Source organism: Gemmatimonadales bacterium, assembly GCA_036265815.1.
Taxonomy (GTDB): Bacteria; Gemmatimonadota; Gemmatimonadetes; order Gemmatimonadales; family GWC2-71-9; genus CAVVWJ01.
This window is the reverse complement of record DATAOI010000049.1, coordinates 89,966-111,322: the sequence shown is the minus strand read 5'-3', so window position 1 is coordinate 111,322 and position 21,357 is coordinate 89,966. Positions and strand designations below refer to the sequence as shown.

Here is a 21,357-nt window from a genome sequence, read left to right as displayed (position 1 = left end):
CAAAATGAACTGGGAGAGCGCATGGGCCGAGGCCGCGGCGGCCCGCCAGTTCGTCGAGCGCCTCTCGCGGCGCTCGAGCGGCGAGCTGCGGCCCGCCGTTCCGCCGACGCCCGGGCGTGATCCGTACCTGAGTGCCTGGAACAACGTCGCGGCGGCGCTCGGCAACGCTCCCGAGCCCGACCGGGAGCGGCTCGGTGGGCTGCTCGAGGAGCTCGATGCCCAACTCGCATCACTCCGCCTGCCGCCGACCATGCTGGAGGCGGCACAGCGCGCCGTCCGGGCGCTCCTCGCGCGCCGCTGGCTGCTGACGGATGAGAGCCTCACGTTCGTCTACGAGCCGTTCGAGAGCCTGGTGCCGCTCAGCTCGCTCGGCGACTGAGGGGCACGCCCCATCCGGCAGGCCGGCCCCTTTCCGCCCGCCGCTGGCGCCGCTAGGCTGAAGGGCGCTCCCGATCGCGTTATCGCAAGCCTCACAATACTCCGAGGAGGTCATGGCGTGTCGCACAGCGTGCAGGACGAGCTCTCCAGCATGCGCAACATTCTGCATGGGCTGGAGGCCCGCCTGGAGCGAGGAGAGGTGGCCCCGGAAGGTCTGCCGGAGTTCAAGAGCGTCGTGGACGATATCAGGCTTCGGGTCTGGAGTCTGCTCAGCGCTGCCGGCACCGAGGAGCCGCGCGCCGTGGCCGAGCGCTTCCGGCTCCGTCGCGCCGCCGAAATGTGTCGGGCGCTCACGACCGAGCTGAGCACGGGTGCCGTGGGGGCAGGGTACCCGGAGTGGCCCGAGGTCCAGCAGGCCGCCGCGCGGCTCCAGGCCACCATCGCCGTGCATACGGGGCAGGCGGCCTGAGCCCACCGGTCATCCGGCGCGCGGTTTCGCGGGATGGCGCTCGGCTCGCGGAGCTCAGCGGAGTCCTGGGTTATCCGGTCGCCCCGGAGATGATGGGCGCTCGACTCGAGCGGCTGCTGGGGCGCGCGGACGACCTCCTCCTCGTAGCCGAGCTGCCGCCGCGCGGGATCGTTGGTTGGCTGCACGCTGCCGAGCAGGAGCTGCTGGAGTCCGGCCGGCGCTGTGAGATCCTCGGGCTGGTCGTGGATGCGGAGTACCGAGGCCAGGGGCTGGGACGCCGGCTCGTGGACGCGGCCGAAAGCTGGGCGAAGGCACGCGGCCTGGGGCTGATGGCCGTCCGCAGCAATGTGGCACGGTCCGAGTCCCACCCCTTCTATGAACGCCTGGGCTACGCGAGGGTCAAGACGCAGCACGCCTACCGAAAGCACCTGCCGGGGCCGGCTGCGTGACGGGCGACCGGCCCCGCGAGCCGGGCTGGCTCACCAGCGTGGAGATGCTCGGGACGACGGTGGTCGTACTGCTGATCGGAGGCATGGTGCTCTGGTACAGCGCTGCCGCGCGCGAGTCGCGGCTGGTGTTCACCATCGGCAGCGGGCTGCTGGCGTACACGTGCGGCGTGGTGGCTTTCGGCCGCCGCGCGGCGCATGTCGCGCTGTGGCCGTTCGCGCTGGCGGGACTGGGCGCCGGCGTCGTCATGGAGCTCGTCGCCGCCGAATGGCTGCTGACCCGCGAGACGGGCGCGGCGGCGTTGACCGGGATCACGATCGGAGCGGCACATTGGTCGGCGCTGCGGGTATGGCTGCGGCTTGGCCGGAGTGGTGCCGTCTGAGTGAGGCGCAGGATCGTGGGCTTTCATCAGGACGACGAGCGAGATTGGGTGGCCGAGCTGGAGTGCGGCCACACCCAGCATGTGCGACACGACCCGCCGTGGCAGGTCCGTCCCTGGGTCGTGTCCCCCGAGGGCCGGGCCGGCCGGCTCGGCACGACGCTCGAGTGCCGGCGGTGCGAGGAGGGCAGGTGATGCGTCTGTTCGCGGCGGCCGTGCTGTTCGGAGTCGTGTCGTGCCGGCCCGCCGGCGACCAGGCCGCGGCGCGCCGAGCGGCGGCGCATGACGACCCGGCCTACGCCGGCGTTCAGGCCCGTGGCGAAGTCGCGATGGGTGTGGACCAGTACACCTCCAGCCACGTGTTCGAGCCACTGCCCGACGGCGGCCGGATCGCGCTGGAGCGGGACACCGACGATACCGCAGGGATTACACGCATCCGCGGGCACATGGAGCAGATTGCACGGCAGTTCGCCGGCGGCGACTTCCAACTGCCCGGCCTCGTGCACGCCCGCGCCGTGCCGGGCACGGACGCCATGAGCGCCCGGCGCGATCTCATCACCTACACCGTCGAGTCGCTTCCGCGCGGCGCCGCCGTTCGAGTCCGCAGCGGCGACCCTGAGGCGGTGCGCGCCATCCACGCGTTCCTGGCCTTTCAGCGTGAGGATCACCATGCCGCGGCCCATCACGGCCAGTGACCGGCGCGCTCCGGGCGGGGTGAAGCTCGCGGCCGCGCTCTTCGCGCTGTACGGCGTGAGCGCCTTTGTCAACGCGGCCGTGGTGCTCCGGGGCGGGGGATGGGGTTCGCCCCGGGGATGGGTGCCGGTGCTGATCCAGGTGATCGGCGCCGGCATCGTCGCGTGGGGGCTGCTCCGCGGGCGTCGCTGGGCCTGGTGGCTCGGGTTGGTGATGGGAGTGTTCTGGCTCGCGGCCGGCGCCCTCACGACGCTCGTGGTGCAGCGGGACGATCTCTACTGGCTGCCGCCCAGCGGCTTCCAGCTCGTGCTCGCGGGCTCGCTCGTGTGTCTGGGGGCGGCCGTGGCCATGCTGCTCACGCCGGGAGTGCGGGCCGTGTTCCGTCGGCCCGCGGTCTGAGCGGCGCTTGCCCGACTTCCGGGCCTGGTGGATGTTGTTCGTCTTCTTCGCGGTCCTGTGCGTGCTGGTGCTTCAGCATGGGTACCGCCGGTGGCGGCGCCTTCGCGAGCTGCTGCCGCCCGGCGGTTCGTCGGGGTCGGATCGGCTGGCCAGCCGCTGGCGGCTCGAAGGCTGGCGCCTCGCGTGCATGGCCGCGAGTCTGGTGGTGATGACCGCGCTGGTGTTCGCCGGTGTCATGGGCGCGCCGCGCGGGCTCCTGCTCGCGCTTCGCTTCCTCGCCGTCGCCGGCGTGCTCGCGGTGGTCGTGCTGAGCCTGCGGCGTTGACCGGTCGGAGCGACGCGCCGCCCTCCCCGGAGTCACCGATGCTGCTTTGGGTCTTCGGTTTCAGTGCCGTGAGCCTCGCCTTTCTGCTGCTCGCGCTCCGCGCCTGGCGAGGGGAGACGGTGACGGTTGCCGCGCCGGCGGAGCGCCGTCCGTGGCGGGGCAGGCTCATCCTGACCGGAATCTCCCTGCTCTCGCTCGCCGCTGTGTGGCTCGCGGCCGACTCGCTCGGCCGGCAGCGGGATCGGGCGCTGTGGGCAGGTCTGGGAGTACTCCTCGGGCTCTCGACCGTGATCCGCCCATGGTGGTTCTGGGAGGACTACAAGGCGCGCTGGCTTCGCGGGCTGATCGGCGACGAGGCCACCGCGTTTCTGTATCTGCTCCTGTCGGCCGTGATGGTTTGGATCGGACTGTTCACCGACTGGCACTTCGGTCGCCAATAGGAATTTCGGCGTGATGCACTACCTGCTCTTCTACGACCTGGTGGACGACTACGTGACACTCCGCCAGCCCCACCGCGCGGCCCACCTGGCACACGCGCGGTCCTTCGCCGAGCGCGGGGAGCTCGTCCTGGGCGGCGCGCTCCAGGAACCGGTCGACGCGGCGGTGCTGCTCTTCCAGGGAGAGAGTCCCGCCGCCGCCGAGCTGTTCGCGGCCGGGGACCCGTACGTCCGGCATGGTCTGGTGCGGAGCTGGCGGGTGCGACCCTGGGTGACGGTGGCCGGCCCGCTCGCAGCGGTGCCGCTCCCACCCGGGGATCCAGGCGCGTGACGACGGACACGCTCCGCCTGACCTACATCGGCGGGCCGACGGCGCTGCTGGCCCTTGGCGGGCTCCGCCTCCTCACGGACCCGACCTTCGACGCCGCCGGCAGCGAATATCCCACGCCAACCTACGTGCTCCGGAAGACGCGGGGGCCCGCGCTCCCGGCCGAATCGCTCGGACCGGTGGACGCGGTGCTCCTGAGCCACGACCACCACGCGGACAACCTCGACGTCGCCGGCCGCCGCGTGGTCAACGGCGCGCCCGTGGTGCTCACCACGACGGAGGGCGCCCGGCGCCTCGGAGGGCATGCGATCGGCCTCGCCGCCTGGGAGACGCGGGAGCTGCCCGCCGGCGGCGGCCGCCGGCTCCTGGTGACCGCGACGCCGGCACGGCACGGGCCGGCCGGCGGCGATCGTGGGCCCGTGATCGGCTTCGCGCTGGCCTTCATTGACCGGCCGGACCACGCGATCTATGTCTCGGGCGATACCGTGTGGTACGAGGACGTCGCCGAAGTTGGACAACGGTTCACCGTCGACGTGGCAGTGCTCTTCACCGGCGCGGCCCGCGTCAGGGAGGTGGGTCCCGCGACGCTCACCCTGAGCGCGGCGGAGGCGGTCGCCGCGGCTCGGGCGTTCAGTGACGCGATCGTGGTACCCCTGCATTTCGAAGGCTGGGCACACTACTCCGAGTCCGGCGTGGAGCTCGAGCGGGCGTTTGCGGAGGCTGGCATGTCGGATCGGCTGCGCCTCCCCGTGCCGGGCGCGCCGCTCGCACTGCCGCTCGGCTGACCGGTTCGCGCATGTCCATCCGGGTCGAGCTGCGGCCACCGCGACCGGCGGACGAGGATGCGTGGTGCGCACTCGTCGGGGTCAGCCGGACGGCCTTCACCGGCTGGGTCGGAACCGAGGGCACGCCCGTGGCCTTCGCGAAGTACCTGGAACGGAGCCGCTCGCCGGCGGCGGCCTGCCGGCTCATCTGGCGCCGCGAGGACGACGCGCTCCTCGGCGCCATCAATCTCACCGAGATCGTGCGCGGCGTGTTCCAGAGCGGCTATCTGGGCTACTACATCGGCGCCCCGTTCCAGGGCCAGGGCTACATGACGGAGGCATTGCGGCTGATGCTCCGGCTCGCCTTCGGCGGCCTGCGGCTGCATCGCGTCGAGGCCAACGTGCAGCCCGGCAACGCGGCATCGCTCGCGCTCGTTCGGCGGGCCGGCTTCCGCCGCGAGGGATGTTCGCCCCGGTACCTGAAGGTGGCGGGCCGTTGGCGGGACCACGAGCACTGGGCCCTCCTGTCCGAGGACTGGCGCGTCCAGGGGCGGCATCACCGCCCATGATCGCATGCGACGCTCAACTCGGGCGGTGTGCGCAGGGTCTGCAGTACGACGCAGTACCGTTCCGTCAGCTTGAGCAGGCTGGCGAGCTGCTCCGCGCCGGCCTCGGTGTCGAGCGTGAACTCGAGCCGGATCGCGCGGAAACCGACGGGCACTTCCTTGCTCACGCCGAGCGTCCCGCGAAAGTCGAGCTCACCCTCCGCCCGCACCTCCCCGCCGCGGATCGGGATCCCGAGCGCGGTCGCCACCGCCCGCAACGTCACGCCGGCACACGCGACGAGCGCCTGCAGCAGCAGGTCGCCCGAGCAGGCGAGCTGTCCGGTGCCGCCCGTGGCGGGATGCAGGCCCGCCTCCACCATCGCCCGGCCGGTGTCGACGTGGCAGCTCACGGCCGTTTCATCAAGTCGCGCGGCGGCGCGGAGCGTCACCACCGCTGTCTCCGGCTCACGTCGGTACTGTTCCTTGAGGGGACTCTGCAGGGCACGCAACTCGTCGGCACGCACGTCCAGGGCTCCGGTTCGGGGATGCCGAACGCTAGGCCGGTCCCGCGCGCCGGCCAAGGCCGCGGGATCGCGGGGCGGGGGACCGGGCCCGAGCTACGGCCGTACCTTCGGGACGACGGTCGAGTCTACGACCGCCCGGGGTCCGGGCGTCACGGCGCCCCGCGTCACCGCGTATATGATCAGGGCGATCACGATCAGGATCAGGACGCCGACACCATAGCGGAACAGGCCACGCGGAGCATCGCGGTTCGCCATATTCACCCCCAGGAAAGTTGTCTGCGCCCACCAGGGGCGGCTGCGCCCAGGATACGTCATCCGCCGTGGTCTACCGTAACGACCGTCACCTTCCGGGAGAAGCCGATGTGCCGGGCCTCCTCACGCCCGGTGAGCGCCGGGTGAACGACATCGAGCCCACGCCGCTCGACGCGCGCGACGCCACCGAGGTACACGCCCTCGTCGCGGCGAACCGGGCACATCTCGACCGCTGGCTCCGCTGGTCGGCTTCCATCCGGACGCTGGCCGATGTCGAGGCGCTGATCGCGCGGTTCCAGCGCAAGCTCGCCGCCGGAGACGGCTTCCACTGCGGCATCCGGGTCGGGGGCGCACTGGCGGGCGGGGTGGTCTGCTGGTACATCGACCGGGACAACCGGAACGCCGAGGTAGGCTACTGGCTGGGCGCAAACTTCACCGGCCGCGGTCTCGCCACCGGGGCCGCGCGCTGGGCGGTGGCGCGCCTCTTTACCGCGGAGCGGGTGCATCGCATCGAGCTCCAGTGCGCCGTGCGGAACACCGCCAGCCGGGCCGTGGCCCGGCGGCTCGGTTTTCAGGAGGAAGGCATCCGCCGGGAGTCGCACTGGATCACCGACCGCTTCGTGGATCACGTCATCTATGGAATCCTGGACCGGGAGTGGACCGCATGAACGAAGAAATGACCTCCACGGCGTTTACCCTCGACGGCTATCACGTCGTGCGGTCGCTTGGGGTGGTGCGCGGCGTCACTGTGCGTTCCCGCTCCTTGCTCGGCACCATCGGCGCCAAGGTCGAAACGCTCATCGGCGGCCATATCTCCATTCTCACGACCCTGTGCGAGCGGGCGCGAGCCGATGCCTTCGACATTCTCCTCGCCCAGGCGCAGCGGCGCGGGGCGAACGCCGTCGTGGGCGTGCGCTACGACGCGACCGAGATCATGTCGGGCGTGACCGAAGTCCTCTGCTATGGCACCGCCGTCGTGGTCGAACCGATCGACACGGCATCCTGAAGGTCTCCCCTCATCGGAGCGCGGCATCCATGGATAGTCTGGTCGGCATGCACATTCTCCGCATCGCGCACATCGTCTCCGGCGCATTCTGGGTGGGCACGGTGGTCTTTCTCGCCGCCTTCCTCCTCCCGAGTCTCCGCGCGGCCGGTCCGGCTGCCGGGCCTGTCATGTACCAGGTCGGCGAAGTGCGGCGGATGCCGCTCTGGTTGTTGGGCGCTGGCGCCCTCACGGTGCTCTCCGGGCTCGCGCTCTACTGGCGCGACTCGGCGGGGTTCACCTCGGCGGCGTGGCTGGCATCGGGTGAGGGTCGGGTGTTCGGCCTGGGCGGCGCACTGGCGCTGGTCGCGCTCCTCCTCGGGATCGGCATCATCAGCCCCGCGGCGAAACAGCTCGGCATGCTAACGGCTCGGCTGCAGTCGGCCGGGCGCCCGCCCACACCGGAGGAGATCGCCACCATCGAACGCACCCAGCGGAAGGTCGCGCGCGCCAGCGGGCTCGGGGCGGGGCTGCTCCTGCTCGCCACCGTTGCGATGGCTGTCGCGCGTTACGTGCCGTGAGCGCCGGGCACTCGCCACACCAGGGAAAGGATTGTCAGGGATGACTCACCTGCGCACGGTTCGCGCGCTCACCCTCGACGCTGCCAAGGCGATGGCCGCTGCCGCCGAGCGCTTTGCGATCGAGCGAGACTGGACGGTCGCCATTGCGGTGGTGGACGCCGGCGGCGGGCTGATCCTTCTCCACTGTCTGGACGACACCCAGCCGGCGAGCCGGGAAATCGCCGTCCGCAAGGCGCGCACGGCCGCGCTCCTGCACCGTCCCACGAAAGCGCTCGAGGACGGAATTGCCGGCGGGCGCACAGCCCTGCTCACGCTTCCCGGTATCGTCGCGCTCGAAGGCGGCGTGCCGATCCGAGTCGACGGGGCCGTGATCGGCGCCATCGGCGTCAGCGGCATGGCCTCGGCTCAGGATGGCGAGGTCGCGGCTGCCGGGCACGCGGCCCTCGGCAATTGACCGGCCGCTGACGCCGCCGCAACGCGCCCCAGACTGGTGTATCGTTGGAAGAATACCTTGGGGAGGCTCGATGGATCTCAGTCCGCTGCACGTGCATCTGATGCTGAATCATATGCCGCTGCTCGGTACCAGCGCGGCGGCACTGCTGCTCGGCTGGGGCCTCGTTCGCCGGTCGGCGGAGGTGGCTCGCCTGGGTCTCGTGGCCGCCGTGCTCGTGGCGCTCCTGACGATTCCGGTCTACCTGACCGGAGAGCCCGCGGAGCACCGCCTGCGCGAGCTCGTCCCCGACATGGACCGTGATCTCGCGCACGAGCACGAAGAGCGGGCGGAAGTCGGCTTCATTGCCGTGCTCGTGACCGGAGCGCTGGCCGTGCTCACACTCTGGCTGGGACGACGGGCGCCGGCGCCGAGCCCCATCCTGTCGGGTGTGGTGTGCGCCGCGCTGGTGGTGTCCTTCGGTCTCTTCGCGTGGGCCGCGCTTGTGGGTGGGCAGATTCGGCATACCGAGCTTCGGTCCGCCAGCGCCCCGATCTCCCGGAACACTACGCCCTAGCGCTGGCCTCGCCGGCGCTCGGGGCCCTGGTAGGATGCGTCATGATGGCGCCGGCGCTCGATGGCCGCGTCGCCGATGGTGTCGTCGGCGCGTGGCGGTGCGTCGGGGTGAGATGCCGGATGGCGGCCGTGCGCGCCGGCATCGGAGGCGCCCCCCATGCCTGATTCCGGCAGCGGTTCGGAAGGGGTGCTGGGGCCCGGGTCCCACATGGCAGACCTCGCTCGAAGGGGCCGGGGTGCTTTCCCCGACGAGCCGCAACATGGGCCGGGAAGCATGGAGCGCGCGTAGGACGCGCATCACATCCGAGCGCTAGAATGCGGGACTGGACGTGGTGGCGACGAGGTCGCCCTGCCAGGTAGCCCAGGTGAGCGGGCAAGGGTTGCCGAACGGCGGATCGGGGTGGCCGGCGCGGTCCAGCAGGTCGTGCAGCATCTCGTGCCGCACTACCATCTCGTTCATCAGCCACTGCTCGGCGATGAACACCTCATGCCGCGGCTCCCAGTGACCCGCGCACCGACCGCTCGCACAGGGGAAGCTGTGTCCCGGGACGACGCTCCACTTGACCCGATCGAAGTCGCCGCGAAGCCCGGAGCACGCCTCCGTTTTCGCCCACCACTCACGGTAGACGGACGGCGGCGTCATGGGCGAGTCATCGCCGGGATCGAATCCGCAGGCGGCGAGGACAACGAGGGCGGCGGTGGACAGCAGGATCCGGAGAGACACGCGCGCCCGAGGGGCAACGGGCATGCCGCGCGTGGGTCAGGGGCTAAGCCGTTGCCCTCCAACACCTCCGCCGCCGGGAATGTCCGCGGGTTCGCACTCGCTCTCTCATCTTGCGAGGCGCCTGCCCGGGCCTGCGAGCCTGCGGACGCGGCACCGCGCCGATGGTGAAGGTGTCGCGAGCGGTGCCCCTGCTGGCCCTCATGGCCGGTGCATGCGCGCACGGGGCGTCGCCGATGCCTGTGCCCGAGGCGCGGGTCCGCGTGCTTGGTGAGCCGGGCCCGGATCACGCCGGATCGCCGGTCGCGAGTGTGGAGGGCGCGCTGGTCATGGTCCGCGGGACCACGCGCCAGGTGGAAGGGGGCGGTATCTACGGCGATGTGGACGTGAGCGATCCCGGCACGATCCGGCTCACGCTATATGATTCGCTGCCCGGGTGGCCGCTGGACGCTCCGCTGCCCCGCGACATACGATACCGGACGATCGTGTACCAGGCCACGGTGGGGCCGCTGGCGCCAGGTGGGTACGACGTCGTGGTGGGCCGATACGACCCGCGTTCGCGGTTGATCGAGGTCCGGAATGAGCCATTGCACGTGAAAGTCCCGTTGGTCCGGTCCAGAAGCCAGCCGCCAGGAGAGACCTGATTTAAGACTCGAGCTGTTCCGGGCAAGCTTATATCGGGTACATGCTTACGGAGTTAGTCTGAGCTATCTTGTGAATCCAACTCGGCCAGTGCTGTGCGGAGGCCATCATGCCATTGACCAGAGAAGACGTCCGGGCCGCCGTCGAGCGAGCCGGTGATGACGATTGGCGCGCACTCGTCGCGCACCACGAGGATGCGTACCCCGCTAGCCGTCCCACCCCGGGCGATGTCTGCCGTCGAGAGGCTGAGCGGCTGAATGACGACGGTTACGGCGATGCGGCCCGGTACGAGCTGCTCGAGTCCCGAGTCCGCCGCGAGGGCGAGGACCAGGTCACCCTGGTGCATCGAATTCGCGATCAGCGGTCCGGGGAGGTGCTGGAGACCCCGCCGTTCACCAACTACGAGTAGGCGGCGTCCATGACTTCTCGCGTGAGGAAGGGCGGCTGATGGGCACGCAGGTGCCGCCCACCGCCGAGGAAGCGACGCCGGGCGAGCTCCGCCGGGCGTCGCTTCGCCTGCTGCTCATGCTCCTGGTCCTCGGCCTCCTCGTGGTACCGCTGATTCACGAGCTGCCCCTGGGCCGGAGCACACGCATCGGGCTGCTCGCGTGGCTCCTGGTCGCGCTCGCGCTCTACTGGCTGTACAAGGGCATGGGTTACCGGCCCCTGCTGCTGGTCCAGCTCCTTCTCTTCTCGATGGCGGCCACGCTCCTCAGCGCCAAGGTGCTCCTCGTCATCGTGGACGTGCGCGAGGTCAACATCCTGAGGGCCGCGGCCCGGTGGTTCGTGCTGCTCGGCACCGCGTTCGCCGGCGCCAACCTCGGTGGGATGCTGGTCAGGCTGCTCCAGCAGCAGCGCCGCCCATGAACGGAGGCTAGCGCTGCTCGCCCTTCCCGCGCCCCGTCTTCTCCTGCAGCTCGTCGATCTTTTCGGAAGCCTCCGCCTTCGTCAGCTCCCCGTCCACCGCCTCCCCCGCTTCGGTTGCCAGCGTGTGGAGGTAGGAGGCCTGCGCTGCCGTCATCGGCTCGTCGCCCGTGCTCCATTCGCTGGGATCCTTGACGGCATTCGAGCGCTGATCGGTTGTCCTGGGTGGCTTGCCCGCGTGGCTCATATGCTCCTCCCGTTGCCTGTCGTACCTGGTCCAAAGAAAAGCCGAACATGATCGAAACGAGTAGAGATAGTAGAGAGCAATCGCAGCCACTGAAGTGACTTGCGTCACAGTTGGACATGCTGGCCAGCGCGGCGCAGGATCCCGTCACTCAGAGGCGCCGGTCGAGTCCCACAGGCGCAGTAACCGTCGGCTCAGATGTGAGCGTCCACTGTAACGGTTCCTTGCGCGCCTCCGACAGCCTAATTTGTGGCGGAGGGCGCCCGCGGCGTCCCTCCCCTCGTCGCAGCGGCGGCGGAATCCCCTGGTCTCCGAGGAGCGAATGGCTACCAAACTGGACAAAACCATCAAGCGCGAGCTGGACCTGGACGGGAAGCTCTACACGGTCACCATGTCCCCCGAGGGCGTGAAGATCACGCCGAAGGGCGCCCGCAAGGGACAGGAGATCACGTGGGCGACGCTGCTGAGCGGCGACGCGGAGCTGCGCCAGGATCTGAACGTGTCGGTGGACGCCTACCGGGCGTAGGCCGTTCCCCTGCGCGCGGGCATCGCGCTGCTCATCCTCGCGCCGCTGGCCACCGGTTCCGGGACAGCGCAGGCGAGCCGGGGGGCGCCGCCCGTGCCGGCTCGCTGGCCCGCGTTCACCGCCGCGCTCGATGCCTATGCCCGCGCCGATGCTGTCGTCGGCGCGAGCGCCGTAATGGTGGGGCACGGCCGCATCCTCGCTCGCCATCACTACGGGTTCGGCGACCGCGAGCAGCACCGCCCGCCGGACGAGCGCGCGGTCTATCACTGGGCCTCGATCACCAAGACGCTCACGGCCGTCGCCATCATGCAGCTCCGGGATCGGGGGCGCCTCACGCTCGACGATCCCATCACCCGGTATGTGCCCGAGCTCCGGCAGGTGCACGACGCGTACGGCTCGATGGACGAGGTGACGCTGCGCATGCTCCTGTCACACTCGGCCGGCTTCCAGAACCCGACGTGGCCGTACGGCCAGGGCCGGCCATGGGAGCCCTTCGAGCCCACGCGGTGGGAACAGCTCGTCGCCATGATGCCCTACCAGGAGCTTGAGTTCGCCCCGGGCACGCGCTTCGGCTACAGCAATCCGGCCTTCATCTATCTCGCCCAGGTAGTCGAGCGGGTAACTGGTGACCTCTGGGCGGTCTACATCCAGAAGAACATCTGGACGCCTCTCGGCATGACGCGCAGCTTCGTCGGCGTGTCGCCCTATGAGCTCGCCGAGGTTCGCGCGCCCAGCTACACCGTACATTCCGACAGCGCCGGCCATGACCGGGTGGACGCAAATCCGCGGGAGTTCGATCCGGGGGTCACGATTCCCAACAGCGGATGGAACGCCCCCATCGCCGATCTGGTCGCCTGGGTCGCCTTTCTCACCCATGCCGACGGCGGCGACACTGCCGTGGCGCGCCGCTACGATGGCGTCCTGGCCCACGCGACCCTCGAGGAGATGTGGCGCCCCGTCGTGCCGCTCGCGGCAGGCGGCACCGGGGGCGATGCCTTCGGGCTGTCGTTCTACCTGTACCCCCGTGGCGGCACGACCATCGTCGGGCATACGGGTGAGCAATCGGGGTTCCGCTCGTTTGTGTACCTGGATCCCCGCTCCACGACCGCGGTCATCGGAGTGCTGAATACCACCGACGAGGCCCATCCGGAGCGCTCGGCAGCAGGCTGGGATGCGCTCACCGGGCGTGCGGTGGAGCTCGTCGCACCGTGAGTGGGCCGGGAGGACGCGCTTCTCGCGATGACCGGGATCTACCCCGTCCGGGTGAGCGCCTGCCGTTCGAGACGCAGGAGGCGGTGCTCGAGCCGCAGCCGGCCACCGATCCGTCGGCCCGTTCCGCCGGGCGACCGGGTCGGCCGCATCTCGTCGTGGTCACCACCCGCGCCGCCACGGCCGCCGACCAGGTGCCGCAGGGCACGGTGCTGCTCTCGCGCTTCTGGCATCCGGCCCTGCACCGGTGGAGCGAGAACTCCTTCGAGTCGCTCGGGCACGCCATGCACCTGTTCCTGGACGAGAGCGGCTGGGCACTTCGCCAGCAGCAGCCCCTCGACGGACCCCACGCCTACGAGCTCATCTTCGAGGCGCGGCGCGAGGACTTCAGCCGGCCCAGCACGGAAGAGATGCTGCAGGACGTTGGGCTCACGGCCCAGGACGTCGCTGACATGATGGATCGCGTGGACCGGGAAAGCGACCCGGCGGGGTAGGACCTGGAGCTTCGGAAGGAGCCGGCGCTGCCGCAGCCCTTTGCCGATCATTTTTCGACCCTCGCGCCGGCGTACGCGGCGGCCCGCCCCTCGTACCCGCGGGCGCTGTTCGCGTACCTGGCGAGCGTCGCGCCCGCGCGCCGTCGTGCCTGGGACTCGGGGACGGGGAGCGGGCAGGCGGCGCTGGGGCTGGCGGAGTTCTTCAACGACGTGACGGCGACCGACGCGAGCGCCGAACAGTTGGCGGAGGCGAGCGCACATCGGCACGTGACTTATCGTGTGGCCGCGGCCGAGGCGAGCGGGATCCTGTCAGGCTCGATGGACCTGGTGACCGCCGCGCAGGCGCTCCACTGGTTCGACGTCGCGGCCTTCTATGAGGAAGCCACGCGCACTCTCGTGCCCGGCGGTGTTCTCGCCGTCTGGTGCTACGGGCTGCAGCGCGTGGGGGAGGAGCGCATGGACCGCCTGCTGGCGAGCTTCTACCATGAGCGCGTAGGGCCGTACTGGTCTCCCGAGCGGCGGCTGGTCGAGACCGGGTACCGCACACTTCCGTTCCCGTTTGACGAGCTCGTCGCCCAGGCGTTCGAGATGGTGCACGAGTGGACCCTGGGGGAGTTGCTGGCGTACATCCGCACCTGGTCGGCCACCGCGGGGTTCGTGCTGTCGGAGGGCTACGATCCGGTCGAGCCGTTGGGCGCCGAGCTCGCCCCGCTCTGGGGGCAGGCCCTGGACGTGCGTCGCCAGGTGCGGTGGCCGCTGACACTTCGTCTGGGCAGGTCCGCCCGACCGCTCAGTCCCGCGGGCGCGCCATGACCGCGAATCCGCCGCCTGGCCGGAGCGGCCCCGGCTCGCGCGCGCTGATCGTCATGCTGCTGGTTGGCGCCGTCATCGTGGCGCTGCTGCCGGTGATCATCGCGCGCACCCGCCGGGTGCACACGATGCGAGACGACCTCGCGGAAGTGGTTGGCGAGTGCCGGGAGCGCTACGCCTCCGCCAGGACGGCGGCCGATACCGCGGTGGTGGACTCCATCCGACCCACGTTGCACGGCGTCCAGCGGCCCGGCGACCCGCCCTGTGGTCCGTACCGCCGCCGGAACATGACGAAGCCCCGGTCCCCCTGAGGGGGCCGGGGCCGTGATGTCCGCGGCGGGGCCGCGAGTGCGCGGTCTTAGCGCCCGAGCTTGACGACGTTCTCCGCCGCCGGGCCCTTCTGGCCCTGAACGACATCGAACTCGACCCGCTCACCCTCGGCGAGGCTCTTGAAGCCCTGACCCTGAATCGCCGAGTGATGGACGAAGCAGTCCTTCTGGCCGCCTTCGGGCGTGATGAAGCCGAAGCCCTTGGCGTCGTTGAACCACTTGACCGTGCCGGTGGTGCGCATTGTTCCTACTCCTTGGTGTGTTGTAATCGGAGTCCGGCCATGCCGCACCAACCCGACTACGCGATGTGCGTGAACCAAGCCCTCACGCGAGGCAGCTGCCGAGGTGCATCCCACGGGATGCGATCCCTTCGAGCAGCCCATACAAAAGGGGCCGGCGCGAGTTTCCGCCGGCCCCCTGTAACGTCCCTGGCCTAGGCTACTGCACTCCCCTTAAGCGTGCAAAATAGTAACCGCCCCATGTACGCGCAACCCTGTCTCCCGGTGCGTCCGGAGAAAGCCCGCCCCATGACACGTCCAGATCCACCCGGTCCCGGCGAGTACTCGGCCGCCTATGCCGACTACGTCGCGCGCGTGCCGCTCGGCGCGGATCTGCATCAGCTCCTGGCCGAACAGCTCGATACCACCTCAGCGCGGCTCCGCGCGGTGCCAGAGGCCCGTGGCGGGTTTCGCTACGCGCCGGAGAAATGGAGCGTGAAGGATGTAGTGCTCCATCTGGCCGACACCGAGCGCATCATGGCCTACCGCGCTCTCAGGATCGCGCGCGGCGATGCGACGCCGCTTCCGGGCTTCGACGAGAACGCCTACGTACCGCAGTCGGGGGCGGACGCGCAGCCGCTCGCGGACCTGGTGGAGGGGTGGGCCGTCGTGCGGCGGGCCTCCATCTCGCTGTTCCGCCTGCTTCCCGCCGAGGCCTGGCTCCGGCGCGGCATCGCCAGCGGCAAGCCCGTGAGCGTACGCGCGCTCGGCTGGATCATCGCGGGCCACGAGCGGCACCATCTCGACGTGCTGGGGGCGCGCTATGGCCTCTGGCCGGTGTCCGGGTGAGCGTTCCGCGTTCGCTGGCGGTCCCGGGGCTCGCCGCCGTAGTATTGACGCATCCGGAGACAATCCGATGATCGTCTGCCAGTGGCATCTCGACGTGCAATACGGCCGGCAAGGCGACGCGCTGGCCGTGATGCGCGCCTGGGGGACTGAAAAGTTCGCCAGCTCGGAGTTCCGCCGGGCGCGCGGCGCGCGCCTCCTCTGCGGCCTGCTCGGGCCCTCGGCGTCGCACATCGTGGACGAGTACGAGTTCGATTCGCTCGCGGATTTCGAGGCGGCGCTGGCGGGAATGTCGGGCCTGCAGTTCCGCCGCCATTCGGATGCGCTCGCGCCGCTGATCGTGCCCGGATCGCAGCACTGGGTGGTCTATCGAGTGCTCGAGGAGCCGCAGGGTTGAGCCTGACCATCCACCGGGCGGTGCCCTCCGATGCCGCATGGCTGGCCGAGCTCGCCGAGCGCACTTTTCGTGAGACCTACGCCGCGCACAACACCGCGGAAGACATGGAGAGCTACGTGGCGGCCCACTTCGGCGTGGATCGGCAGGCGGGGGAGTTGCGTGACGCCCGAAAGCTGACGCTGGTGGCCGAGGAGGACGGCCGGGCGGCCGGCTATGTGCAGCTCGCGAGCGGCGAAGCGCCGGCGAGCGTCGCGGGCGCGGCGCCGATGGAGGTCACTCGCTTCTACGTGGAGCGCCCGTGGCACGGACGAGGCGTGGCGCAGCACCTGATGGCCGCCGCCCGGGCGGCAGCGGCGGCGGAAGGTGCGCGCACGCTCTGGCTCGGTGTCTGGGAGCGGAACGAGCGCGCCATCGCCTTCTACCGGAAGTGCGGCTTCCGTGACGCGGGAACCCAGGTCTTCACGCTCGGCCGGGATCGTCAGCGGGATCTCGTGCTCGAGCGGCCGCTCCCCTGAACCCGCTCTCGTGGAGCAGATATGGCGACGGTCGGCATGGAGCTGCTGCTCTGGAACCTGCAGCCGCGGGGCGAGCGGCGGCACTGGCACGGCGGTCCCACTCCGCTGGGCGCGCTACGCGGTGTCTCCGCGGACGAGGCCGCCTGGCGTCCGACACCGCGTCGGAAATCCATCTGGGAGCTCACGCTGCACATCGCGTACTGGAACTATCGGGTGCGCCGCCGTCTCGAGGGTGGTGCGGGGCCGCGCTTTCCCCGGACTCCCGCCAACTTCCCGGCGCTGCCCGAGCCGGTGGACGACCGCGCCTGGAGCCGCGACGTGGCGCTGCTCAAGGCCGAGCACGAGCAGTTGGTCGAGGTGGTGCGCGCGCTGCCCGAGCGGCGACTTTCCGAGCGGCCGGCCGGGGGGCGGCGGTGGACTTATGGAGAGCTGGTGCTCGGGGTCGCGGCGCATGACATCTACCACACGGGCCAGATTCAGTCGCTCAAGCGCCTCTGGCAGGAGCGCGCGCTGCTCGGCCGCTCCTAGGACGCGGTCATGAGGGTGGAGCTGGTGGGCACGGCCGTCGAGCGTACCACGGCCGCCACGGATGCGCTCCTCGCGCTGGCGGCGGCGGCCGCAATTCTGCTGATCAGTCAGCAGACGCCACCCTCGTTCGCCCGTTGGGTGTGGCAGGGTGCCCTCGCATCCCTGGCCGCGGCGTCGGTGCTCGGTGCCATTACCCACGGGCTCGCCGTGTCCGGCGGTCTCCGCGAGCTCCTGTGGCAGCCGCTCTATCTCCTGCTCGGAGTCACGATGTCGCTCTTCGTGGTCGGCGCGGTGGCTGAACGGTGGGGCGCCTGGATCGCGCGGCGCGCGCTCGGGCCGATGCTCGCCCTCGCGCTCGTCTTCTGGGGGGCCACCCGTGTCGCGGGGGGTGATTTTCTCGTGTTCGTCGGGTACGAGGCGGCGGCGCTGCTGTTCTCGCTGGTCATCTATCTGGGCCTCGCCGCGACAGGCCGCCGGCCCGGTGCCGGCACAGTGGGCGCCGCGCTCGCGTTGAGCCTCATCGCGGGCGCGGTCCAGGCCGCGCCGATCGACCCGGTGCGGCTGGTGTGGCAGTTCGATCACAACGGTCTGTTTCACCTGATCCAGTTGCTCGGGCTGGCCCTGCTGGCCGCGGGCCTCCGGCGCCGGCTCCGCGCCCGGCCGGCGGAGCTCGGGAATGCGCAGCCCCCCACCTGACAGGAGGCACGATGCCGGACGAGCTGAGGGCACCGGAGAACACCCGCGAGTTCATGGCGATGTGGAACAGCGTCACCGCCGAGCACCTCGCGTACAAGCTGGCGGAGATCCTCCAGCAGCTCGCCCGGCGCACGCCGGGCGTGGGGGCCATCGACGAGGCGCAGGCCGCAGCGCTGTCGCCGCTCCTGATCCGCGCGCTCCAGGTCGCCGCCACGTCGGACAGCGGACCTCACGCCGCCGTGCAGTTTCTCGGCGAGTACGCCGCCGGGCCCGGCGATTGACCCGCCGCCCCGACCGCGGTTTCATCCATGGCGTGATGCGCCTTTCTCCCTCTCGCTGAGGAATCCGATGCGGAACCTGTTCGCACTGCTGGCCCTGATCGGTGTCGCCGGGATCGTGCTGGGGGTGCTGACCCTGCTGCATCCGCCGCACGGCCAGGCCGGCCCGCTGCCGTTCACCTTCGAGTACACCGGTGGGCCGGGGTCGATCATCGCCGGCTTCATGCTCCTGGCTGCGGGGCTCTACCTGCGGGCGGCCTGGCGGGGTAGGAACTGACCGGCGCGCCGGTCGTGAGTCTCCTCCGCCACCTTGCGGAGGCGCTCGACAGACTCGGGAGGCAGCACCGCCGAGGGCTGCCGTTCCTCACACCGGCAGTGGAGCGCCGTCGCCCCCGGATTGCCGCGGAGGACTACGCCGCCCGCCATTCGATCGAGCACACGCTCGACCGGAAGGCGGATCTCCGCCGCCTCGCGCCGCACCGGCGCGACGCCGCCGAGCGGTACCGACAGTTGCTGAGCTACGAGCTGGCCGGGCTGCGCGAGGTGGTGGCGGCGCTGGACTCGAGCGCGGGCGGGCGGGACCTGCAGGAATGCCTGGCCGAGGCGCGCGAGGAAATCGCTCGGCTGGAGGTCGAGGTGGCCTGGTGTGCCGCGCTCCCGCCGCCGTGGCCCAGCGCCGGCGCGTTCTGAGCCCGTGCCACGCCTCGGGCCCGGCCGGCCGTCCCCGCTCGGCGCAAGCCGGACCGGCGACGGGACCAACTTCGCGCTCTTCTCCGCGCACGCCACCGCCGTCGATCTGTGTCTCTTCCACCAGCCATCCGACGCCCTCGAGGCCGAGCGGATTCCGCTCACCCGCGGCCCGGAGGGCGTCTGGCACATTGCCGTCGCGGGTATCGGTCATGGCCAGCTCTACGGGTACCGCGTGCACGGTCCTTACGCCCCTGAGCGGGGACATCGCTTCAATCCGGCCAAGCTGCTGCTCGATCCGTACGCCCGTGCGCTGAGCGGGTCGGTCGGGTGGAATCCCTCGCTGGCGAGCCATCCCGATGGTCCGCCCGGCGCCATCCCGGACCGCTCGGCCGATCGGCGGGACAGTGCCGGCGCCATGCCCAAGTGCGTGGTCATCGCCGCCGCGTTCAATTGGGGTGACGATCGGCCGCCGGCCACCCCGTGGGATCGGACGCTGATCTACGAATGCCACGTCAAGGGCATGACGATGCTCCACCCCGAGGTGCCGAAGGAGCTCCGCGGCACTTACCTCGGCCTCTCGAGCGAGCCCGTGATCCGGCACCTGCGCTCGCTCGGCGTCACCGCGGTGGAGCTGCTTCCCGTCCATCAGGAGGCGAGCGAGGCCCGGCTGGCCGCACTCGGCCTGGTGAATTACTGGGGGTACAGCCCGATCGCCTATTTTGCCCCGGACGTGCGCTTCGCGCGCGGCGGGCTCGGGCAGCAGGTCGCGGAGTTCAAGACCATGGTCCGCCGGCTGCATGCGGCGGGTCTCGAGGTCCTGCTCGACGTGGTGTACAACCACACGGCGGAAGGAGGGTGTCTCGGTCCGACGCTCAGTTTCCGCGGCATCGACAACGCCACGTATTACCGGCTCGACCCGGCCGATCCGGCGCGCTACGAGGACTTCACCGGCTGCGGCAATACGCTCGACACGCGGCAGGGGCCGGTCCTCGATCTCGTGCTCGACAGCCTTCGCTACTGGGCCGAGGAGATGCGGGTCGATGGCTTCCGGTTCGACCTCGCGCCGGTCCTGGGAAGAGGCGATCCGGAGTTCGATCCGGCCGCGCCCTTTTTCGCCCGTATACGCGCCGATCCGGTGCTCTCCCGACTGAAGCTGATCGCGGAACCCTGGGACCTGGGGCCGGATGGCTATCAGGCGGGGAGGTTCCCCGCGGGCTGGGCCGAGTGGAACGGGCAGTTTCGGGACAGTGTGCGCCGTTTCTGGCGCGGCGATCCCGGCGTCGCCGGCGAGCTCGCCTCCCGTCTGACCGGCAGCAGCGATCTGTTCGCCGGACCGGGGCGGGGGCCGCTCGCGAGCGTCAACTTCGTGACCTGCCACGACGGCTTCACCCTCCACGATCTCGTGAGCTACGAGCAGAAGCACAACGAGGCCAACGGGGAAGGGAATCGGGACGGGAGCGATCACAACCTGAGCCGGAACTGGGGGGTGGAGGGTCCCGCGACCACGACCCAGGTCGCACGGGTCCGGGAACGCGTCACCCGCAGCATGCTGGCGACCCTGGCCTTGTCCCGGGGTGTGCCGATGCTCTCGCATGGCGACGAGCTGGGCCGGACGCAGCGGGGCAACAACAACGCCTACTGTCAGGATGGGCCGCTCACCTGGGTGGACTGGAGCCCGACTCCCGACGGGCAGTCACTCCTCGGCTTCGTGCGCGCCGTGTTTGCCCTTCGACGCGAGCTCCCGCCGCTCGGGCCCGGCGTGCTCTGGCTCGGCCCCGACGGCGGGCCGCTGACGTCCGATGCACCGGACGCTTCCGGCGGCCATTTCCTGGGTCTGCTGCTCGACGGCGAGCGGCCGGCGCTGCTGCTGCTGAACGGCGGCGGCCGCTCCCGCCCGGTCGTGCTGCCGGCGGAGCCGGCCGGGCCGTGGACCGTCGTGCTGGATACGGCCCACGACGGATCGCGGCCCGCCAGCGCCGGGCTGACGCTCGCCCCCCACTCGTTGGTGCTCCTCCAGCTTCGGTAGGCGCCCATGGATCTCCAGCCCGTCGCTCCCGGCACCACGGTCACTCTCACCGACGCCGCCGCCGCTCCGCCCCCCGGCGCTCCCGCCAAGGATGAGGCGCGGATCCAGCTCCAGCGCCTGGGGCGCCGCATGGAGGAGCTGCAGGACGCGCTCTACGCCGAGCGGACGCGTGCGCTTCTCGTCGTCCTCCAGGGGAGGGATACGAGCGGGAAGGATGGCGCCATTCGCAAGGTGTTCGGCCGGATCAATCCGCAGGGGCTCGAGCTCGCCTCGTTCAAGGCGCCGACCGCGATCGAGCTGGCGCACGACTTCCTCTGGCGGGTGCACGGGGCGGTCCCCACCAAGGGCGTCGTGGGTGTCTTCAACCGCTCGCATTACGAGGACGTGCTCGTGGTGCGGGTACATCGGCTCGTGCCCGAAGCGGTCTGGCGTCCGCGCTACGAGCTGATCAACCAATTCGAGCACCTGCTGACGCAGACCGGCACGACGGTGCTCAAGTTCTTCCTGCACATCTCCCGCGACGAGCAGCGCGAGCGGCTGCTGGCCCGCCTCGAGCAGCCGGACAAATTCTGGAAATTTTCGGCGGGCGATCTGGGCGAGCGGAAGCTGTGGGACGACTACACCGAGGCGTATGAAGAGGCGCTGGCCCGGACGAGCACCCGGGCTGCGCCGTGGTACGTCGTGCCGGCGGACAAGAAATACCTCCGCGACCTGTTGATCGCGGAGGTGGTGACGCAGACGCTGGAGCGGATGGATCCCAGATATCCGGCGGCGCCGGAGGGGCTCGAGGCATTCCGCCGGGAGCTGGGCTGAGG

General features: G+C 70.5%; 41 protein-coding genes. 35 read left to right on the top strand and 6 right to left on the bottom strand.

The window, feature by feature from the left end:
* Positions 1-4 precede the first annotated feature (4 nt).
* From VHR41_10755 to VHR41_10700, 12 genes are all read left to right on the top strand, one after another.
* Entirely contained in the window at positions 5-379 is a 375-nt protein-coding gene (locus tag VHR41_10755; protein ID HEX3234667.1) for a hypothetical protein, read from the top strand.
* Positions 380-496: 117 nt separating this feature from the next.
* Complete coding sequence (locus VHR41_10750) at positions 497-847, top strand: hypothetical protein (protein HEX3234666.1); 351 nt, start codon at positions 497-499, stop codon at positions 845-847.
* 92 nt (positions 848-939) lie between these two features.
* The gene (locus VHR41_10745; protein ID HEX3234665.1) at positions 940-1,296 is read left to right on the top strand and encodes a GNAT family N-acetyltransferase; all 357 of its coding nucleotides are present in this window, start codon (positions 940-942) and stop codon (positions 1,294-1,296) included.
* Entirely contained in the window at positions 1,293-1,676 is a 384-nt protein-coding gene (locus tag VHR41_10740; GenBank protein HEX3234664.1) for a hypothetical protein, read from the top strand. The genes VHR41_10745 and VHR41_10740 overlap by 4 nt, the downstream gene beginning before the upstream one ends.
* A complete protein-coding gene (locus VHR41_10735) occupies positions 1,677-1,868 on the top strand; it encodes a DUF3565 domain-containing protein (protein ID HEX3234663.1) in 192 nt (63 codons plus the stop codon).
* Positions 1,865-2,368, top strand: a complete 504-nt coding sequence (locus VHR41_10730) for a hypothetical protein (GenBank protein HEX3234662.1) — start codon at positions 1,865-1,867, stop codon at positions 2,366-2,368. The genes VHR41_10735 and VHR41_10730 overlap by 4 nt, the downstream gene beginning before the upstream one ends.
* A complete protein-coding gene (locus VHR41_10725) occupies positions 2,343-2,765 on the top strand; it encodes a hypothetical protein (protein ID HEX3234661.1) in 423 nt (140 codons plus the stop codon). The genes VHR41_10730 and VHR41_10725 overlap by 26 nt, the downstream gene beginning before the upstream one ends.
* Positions 2,766-2,772: 7 nt before the next feature.
* Positions 2,773-3,090, top strand: coding sequence for a hypothetical protein (locus tag VHR41_10720; protein HEX3234660.1), 318 nt, complete (start codon positions 2,773-2,775; stop codon positions 3,088-3,090).
* A gap of 38 nt (positions 3,091-3,128) precedes the next feature.
* The gene (locus VHR41_10715) at positions 3,129-3,530 is read left to right on the top strand and encodes a hypothetical protein (protein HEX3234659.1); all 402 of its coding nucleotides are present in this window, start codon (positions 3,129-3,131) and stop codon (positions 3,528-3,530) included.
* Between the two features lie 13 nt (positions 3,531-3,543).
* On the top strand, positions 3,544-3,858 hold the full coding sequence (locus VHR41_10710) for a YciI-like protein (protein ID HEX3234658.1): 315 nt from the start codon (positions 3,544-3,546) through the stop codon (positions 3,856-3,858).
* Complete coding sequence (locus tag VHR41_10705) at positions 3,855-4,640, top strand: MBL fold metallo-hydrolase (protein ID HEX3234657.1); 786 nt, start codon at positions 3,855-3,857, stop codon at positions 4,638-4,640. The genes VHR41_10710 and VHR41_10705 overlap by 4 nt, the downstream gene beginning before the upstream one ends.
* Before the next feature lie 11 nt (positions 4,641-4,651).
* Complete coding sequence (locus VHR41_10700) at positions 4,652-5,188, top strand: GNAT family protein (protein ID HEX3234656.1); 537 nt, start codon at positions 4,652-4,654, stop codon at positions 5,186-5,188.
* On the opposite strand, the gene VHR41_10695 is transcribed toward VHR41_10700, so the two are convergent.
* Together VHR41_10695 and VHR41_10690 are read right to left on the bottom strand one after the other, a co-directional pair.
* Positions 5,176-5,688: an OsmC family protein gene (locus VHR41_10695; GenBank protein ID HEX3234655.1), complete on the bottom strand. Its 513-nt coding sequence runs from the start codon at positions 5,686-5,688 to the stop codon at positions 5,176-5,178. The genes VHR41_10700 and VHR41_10695 overlap by 13 nt on opposite strands.
* Before the next feature lie 93 nt (positions 5,689-5,781).
* Complete coding sequence (locus tag VHR41_10690) at positions 5,782-5,943, bottom strand: hypothetical protein (GenBank protein HEX3234654.1); 162 nt, start codon at positions 5,941-5,943, stop codon at positions 5,782-5,784.
* A 107-nt stretch (positions 5,944-6,050) separates the two neighbouring features.
* On the opposite strand from VHR41_10690, the gene VHR41_10685 reads away from it, so the two are divergent.
* The 5 genes from VHR41_10685 to VHR41_10665 all read left to right on the top strand — a co-directional run bounded on the left by VHR41_10685 (position 6,051) and on the right by VHR41_10665 (position 8,510).
* The gene (locus tag VHR41_10685) at positions 6,051-6,608 is read left to right on the top strand and encodes a GNAT family protein (GenBank protein HEX3234653.1); all 558 of its coding nucleotides are present in this window, start codon (positions 6,051-6,053) and stop codon (positions 6,606-6,608) included.
* Complete coding sequence (locus tag VHR41_10680) at positions 6,605-6,946, top strand: YbjQ family protein (GenBank protein ID HEX3234652.1); 342 nt, start codon at positions 6,605-6,607, stop codon at positions 6,944-6,946. Before VHR41_10685 ends, VHR41_10680 begins: the two co-directional genes overlap by 4 nt.
* Positions 6,947-6,975: 29 nt before the next feature.
* Positions 6,976-7,503 (top strand): hypothetical protein, encoded by a 528-nt coding sequence (locus VHR41_10675; GenBank protein ID HEX3234651.1) that lies wholly within the window; start codon positions 6,976-6,978, stop codon positions 7,501-7,503.
* A gap of 40 nt (positions 7,504-7,543) precedes the next feature.
* Entirely contained in the window at positions 7,544-7,957 is a 414-nt protein-coding gene (locus VHR41_10670; protein HEX3234650.1) for a heme-binding protein, read from the top strand.
* 70 nt (positions 7,958-8,027) lie between these two features.
* Positions 8,028-8,510, top strand: a complete 483-nt coding sequence (locus tag VHR41_10665; protein HEX3234649.1) for a hypothetical protein — start codon at positions 8,028-8,030, stop codon at positions 8,508-8,510.
* Here VHR41_10665 and VHR41_10660 read toward each other — a convergent pair.
* Both VHR41_10660 and VHR41_10655 read right to left on the bottom strand, forming a co-directional pair.
* Positions 8,507-8,668 carry a hypothetical protein gene (locus VHR41_10660; protein HEX3234648.1) on the bottom strand — a complete coding sequence of 54 codons (162 nt, stop codon included), beginning with the start codon at positions 8,666-8,668 and terminating at the stop codon, positions 8,507-8,509. The two genes, VHR41_10665 and VHR41_10660, sit on opposite strands and share 4 nt — an antisense overlap.
* Before the next feature lie 151 nt (positions 8,669-8,819).
* A complete protein-coding gene (locus VHR41_10655; protein HEX3234647.1) occupies positions 8,820-9,257 on the bottom strand; it encodes a hypothetical protein in 438 nt (145 codons plus the stop codon).
* Positions 9,258-9,466: 209 nt separating this feature from the next.
* Between VHR41_10655 and VHR41_10650 the strand changes: the two genes are divergently transcribed.
* From VHR41_10650 to VHR41_10640, 3 genes are all read left to right on the top strand, one after another.
* Positions 9,467-9,874: a hypothetical protein gene (locus VHR41_10650; GenBank protein ID HEX3234646.1), complete on the top strand. Its 408-nt coding sequence runs from the start codon at positions 9,467-9,469 to the stop codon at positions 9,872-9,874.
* A 107-nt stretch (positions 9,875-9,981) separates the two neighbouring features.
* Positions 9,982-10,281 (top strand): hypothetical protein, encoded by a 300-nt coding sequence (locus VHR41_10645; protein ID HEX3234645.1) that lies wholly within the window; start codon positions 9,982-9,984, stop codon positions 10,279-10,281.
* 38 nt (positions 10,282-10,319) lie between these two features.
* Entirely contained in the window at positions 10,320-10,739 is a 420-nt protein-coding gene (locus VHR41_10640; protein ID HEX3234644.1) for a hypothetical protein, read from the top strand.
* Between the two features lie 7 nt (positions 10,740-10,746).
* On the opposite strand, the gene VHR41_10635 is transcribed toward VHR41_10640, so the two are convergent.
* Positions 10,747-10,983, bottom strand: a complete 237-nt coding sequence (locus VHR41_10635; GenBank protein ID HEX3234643.1) for a DUF3072 domain-containing protein — start codon at positions 10,981-10,983, stop codon at positions 10,747-10,749.
* Positions 10,984-11,302: 319 nt separating this feature from the next.
* On the opposite strand from VHR41_10635, the gene VHR41_10630 reads away from it, so the two are divergent.
* The 5 genes from VHR41_10630 to VHR41_10610 all read left to right on the top strand — a co-directional run bounded on the left by VHR41_10630 (position 11,303) and on the right by VHR41_10610 (position 14,330).
* Entirely contained in the window at positions 11,303-11,506 is a 204-nt protein-coding gene (locus VHR41_10630) for a hypothetical protein (GenBank protein HEX3234642.1), read from the top strand.
* A 93-nt stretch (positions 11,507-11,599) separates the two neighbouring features.
* Positions 11,600-12,718: a serine hydrolase domain-containing protein gene (locus VHR41_10625; GenBank protein HEX3234641.1), complete on the top strand. Its 1,119-nt coding sequence runs from the start codon at positions 11,600-11,602 to the stop codon at positions 12,716-12,718.
* Positions 12,715-13,209: a hypothetical protein gene (locus VHR41_10620; GenBank protein HEX3234640.1), complete on the top strand. Its 495-nt coding sequence runs from the start codon at positions 12,715-12,717 to the stop codon at positions 13,207-13,209. The genes VHR41_10625 and VHR41_10620 overlap by 4 nt, the downstream gene beginning before the upstream one ends.
* A gap of 3 nt (positions 13,210-13,212) precedes the next feature.
* Entirely contained in the window at positions 13,213-14,022 is an 810-nt protein-coding gene (locus tag VHR41_10615) for a class I SAM-dependent methyltransferase (protein HEX3234639.1), read from the top strand.
* The gene (locus tag VHR41_10610) at positions 14,019-14,330 is read left to right on the top strand and encodes a hypothetical protein (GenBank protein HEX3234638.1); all 312 of its coding nucleotides are present in this window, start codon (positions 14,019-14,021) and stop codon (positions 14,328-14,330) included. Before VHR41_10615 ends, VHR41_10610 begins: the two co-directional genes overlap by 4 nt.
* A 47-nt stretch (positions 14,331-14,377) precedes the next feature.
* On the opposite strand, the gene VHR41_10605 is transcribed toward VHR41_10610, so the two are convergent.
* Positions 14,378-14,590 (bottom strand): cold shock domain-containing protein, encoded by a 213-nt coding sequence (locus tag VHR41_10605; GenBank protein HEX3234637.1) that lies wholly within the window; start codon positions 14,588-14,590, stop codon positions 14,378-14,380.
* A gap of 285 nt (positions 14,591-14,875) precedes the next feature.
* On the opposite strand from VHR41_10605, the gene VHR41_10600 reads away from it, so the two are divergent.
* The 10 genes from VHR41_10600 to VHR41_10555 all read left to right on the top strand — a co-directional run bounded on the left by VHR41_10600 (position 14,876) and on the right by VHR41_10555 (position 21,355).
* Entirely contained in the window at positions 14,876-15,415 is a 540-nt protein-coding gene (locus tag VHR41_10600; GenBank protein HEX3234636.1) for a DinB family protein, read from the top strand.
* 67 nt (positions 15,416-15,482) lie between these two features.
* Complete coding sequence (locus tag VHR41_10595) at positions 15,483-15,809, top strand: hypothetical protein (GenBank protein ID HEX3234635.1); 327 nt, start codon at positions 15,483-15,485, stop codon at positions 15,807-15,809.
* On the top strand, positions 15,806-16,324 hold the full coding sequence (locus tag VHR41_10590; protein HEX3234634.1) for a GNAT family N-acetyltransferase: 519 nt from the start codon (positions 15,806-15,808) through the stop codon (positions 16,322-16,324). Before VHR41_10595 ends, VHR41_10590 begins: the two co-directional genes overlap by 4 nt.
* A gap of 21 nt (positions 16,325-16,345) precedes the next feature.
* Positions 16,346-16,852 carry a DinB family protein gene (locus tag VHR41_10585; GenBank protein HEX3234633.1) on the top strand — a complete coding sequence of 169 codons (507 nt, stop codon included), beginning with the start codon at positions 16,346-16,348 and terminating at the stop codon, positions 16,850-16,852.
* A 9-nt stretch (positions 16,853-16,861) separates the two neighbouring features.
* Complete coding sequence (locus tag VHR41_10580; protein HEX3234632.1) at positions 16,862-17,548, top strand: hypothetical protein; 687 nt, start codon at positions 16,862-16,864, stop codon at positions 17,546-17,548.
* Between the two features lie 11 nt (positions 17,549-17,559).
* Entirely contained in the window at positions 17,560-17,829 is a 270-nt protein-coding gene (locus VHR41_10575) for a hypothetical protein (GenBank protein ID HEX3234631.1), read from the top strand.
* 67 nt (positions 17,830-17,896) lie between these two features.
* Positions 17,897-18,103, top strand: a complete 207-nt coding sequence (locus tag VHR41_10570) for a hypothetical protein (protein HEX3234630.1) — start codon at positions 17,897-17,899, stop codon at positions 18,101-18,103.
* A 14-nt stretch (positions 18,104-18,117) separates the two neighbouring features.
* Positions 18,118-18,516, top strand: coding sequence for a hypothetical protein (locus VHR41_10565; GenBank protein ID HEX3234629.1), 399 nt, complete (start codon positions 18,118-18,120; stop codon positions 18,514-18,516).
* Positions 18,517-18,520: 4 nt separating this feature from the next.
* Complete coding sequence (glgX, locus tag VHR41_10560; protein ID HEX3234628.1) at positions 18,521-20,542, top strand: glycogen debranching protein GlgX; 2,022 nt, start codon at positions 18,521-18,523, stop codon at positions 20,540-20,542.
* Positions 20,543-20,548: 6 nt separating this feature from the next.
* Positions 20,549-21,355, top strand: coding sequence for a PPK2 family polyphosphate kinase (locus VHR41_10555; GenBank protein HEX3234627.1), 807 nt, complete (start codon positions 20,549-20,551; stop codon positions 21,353-21,355).
* Positions 21,356-21,357: the final 2 nt, after the last annotated feature.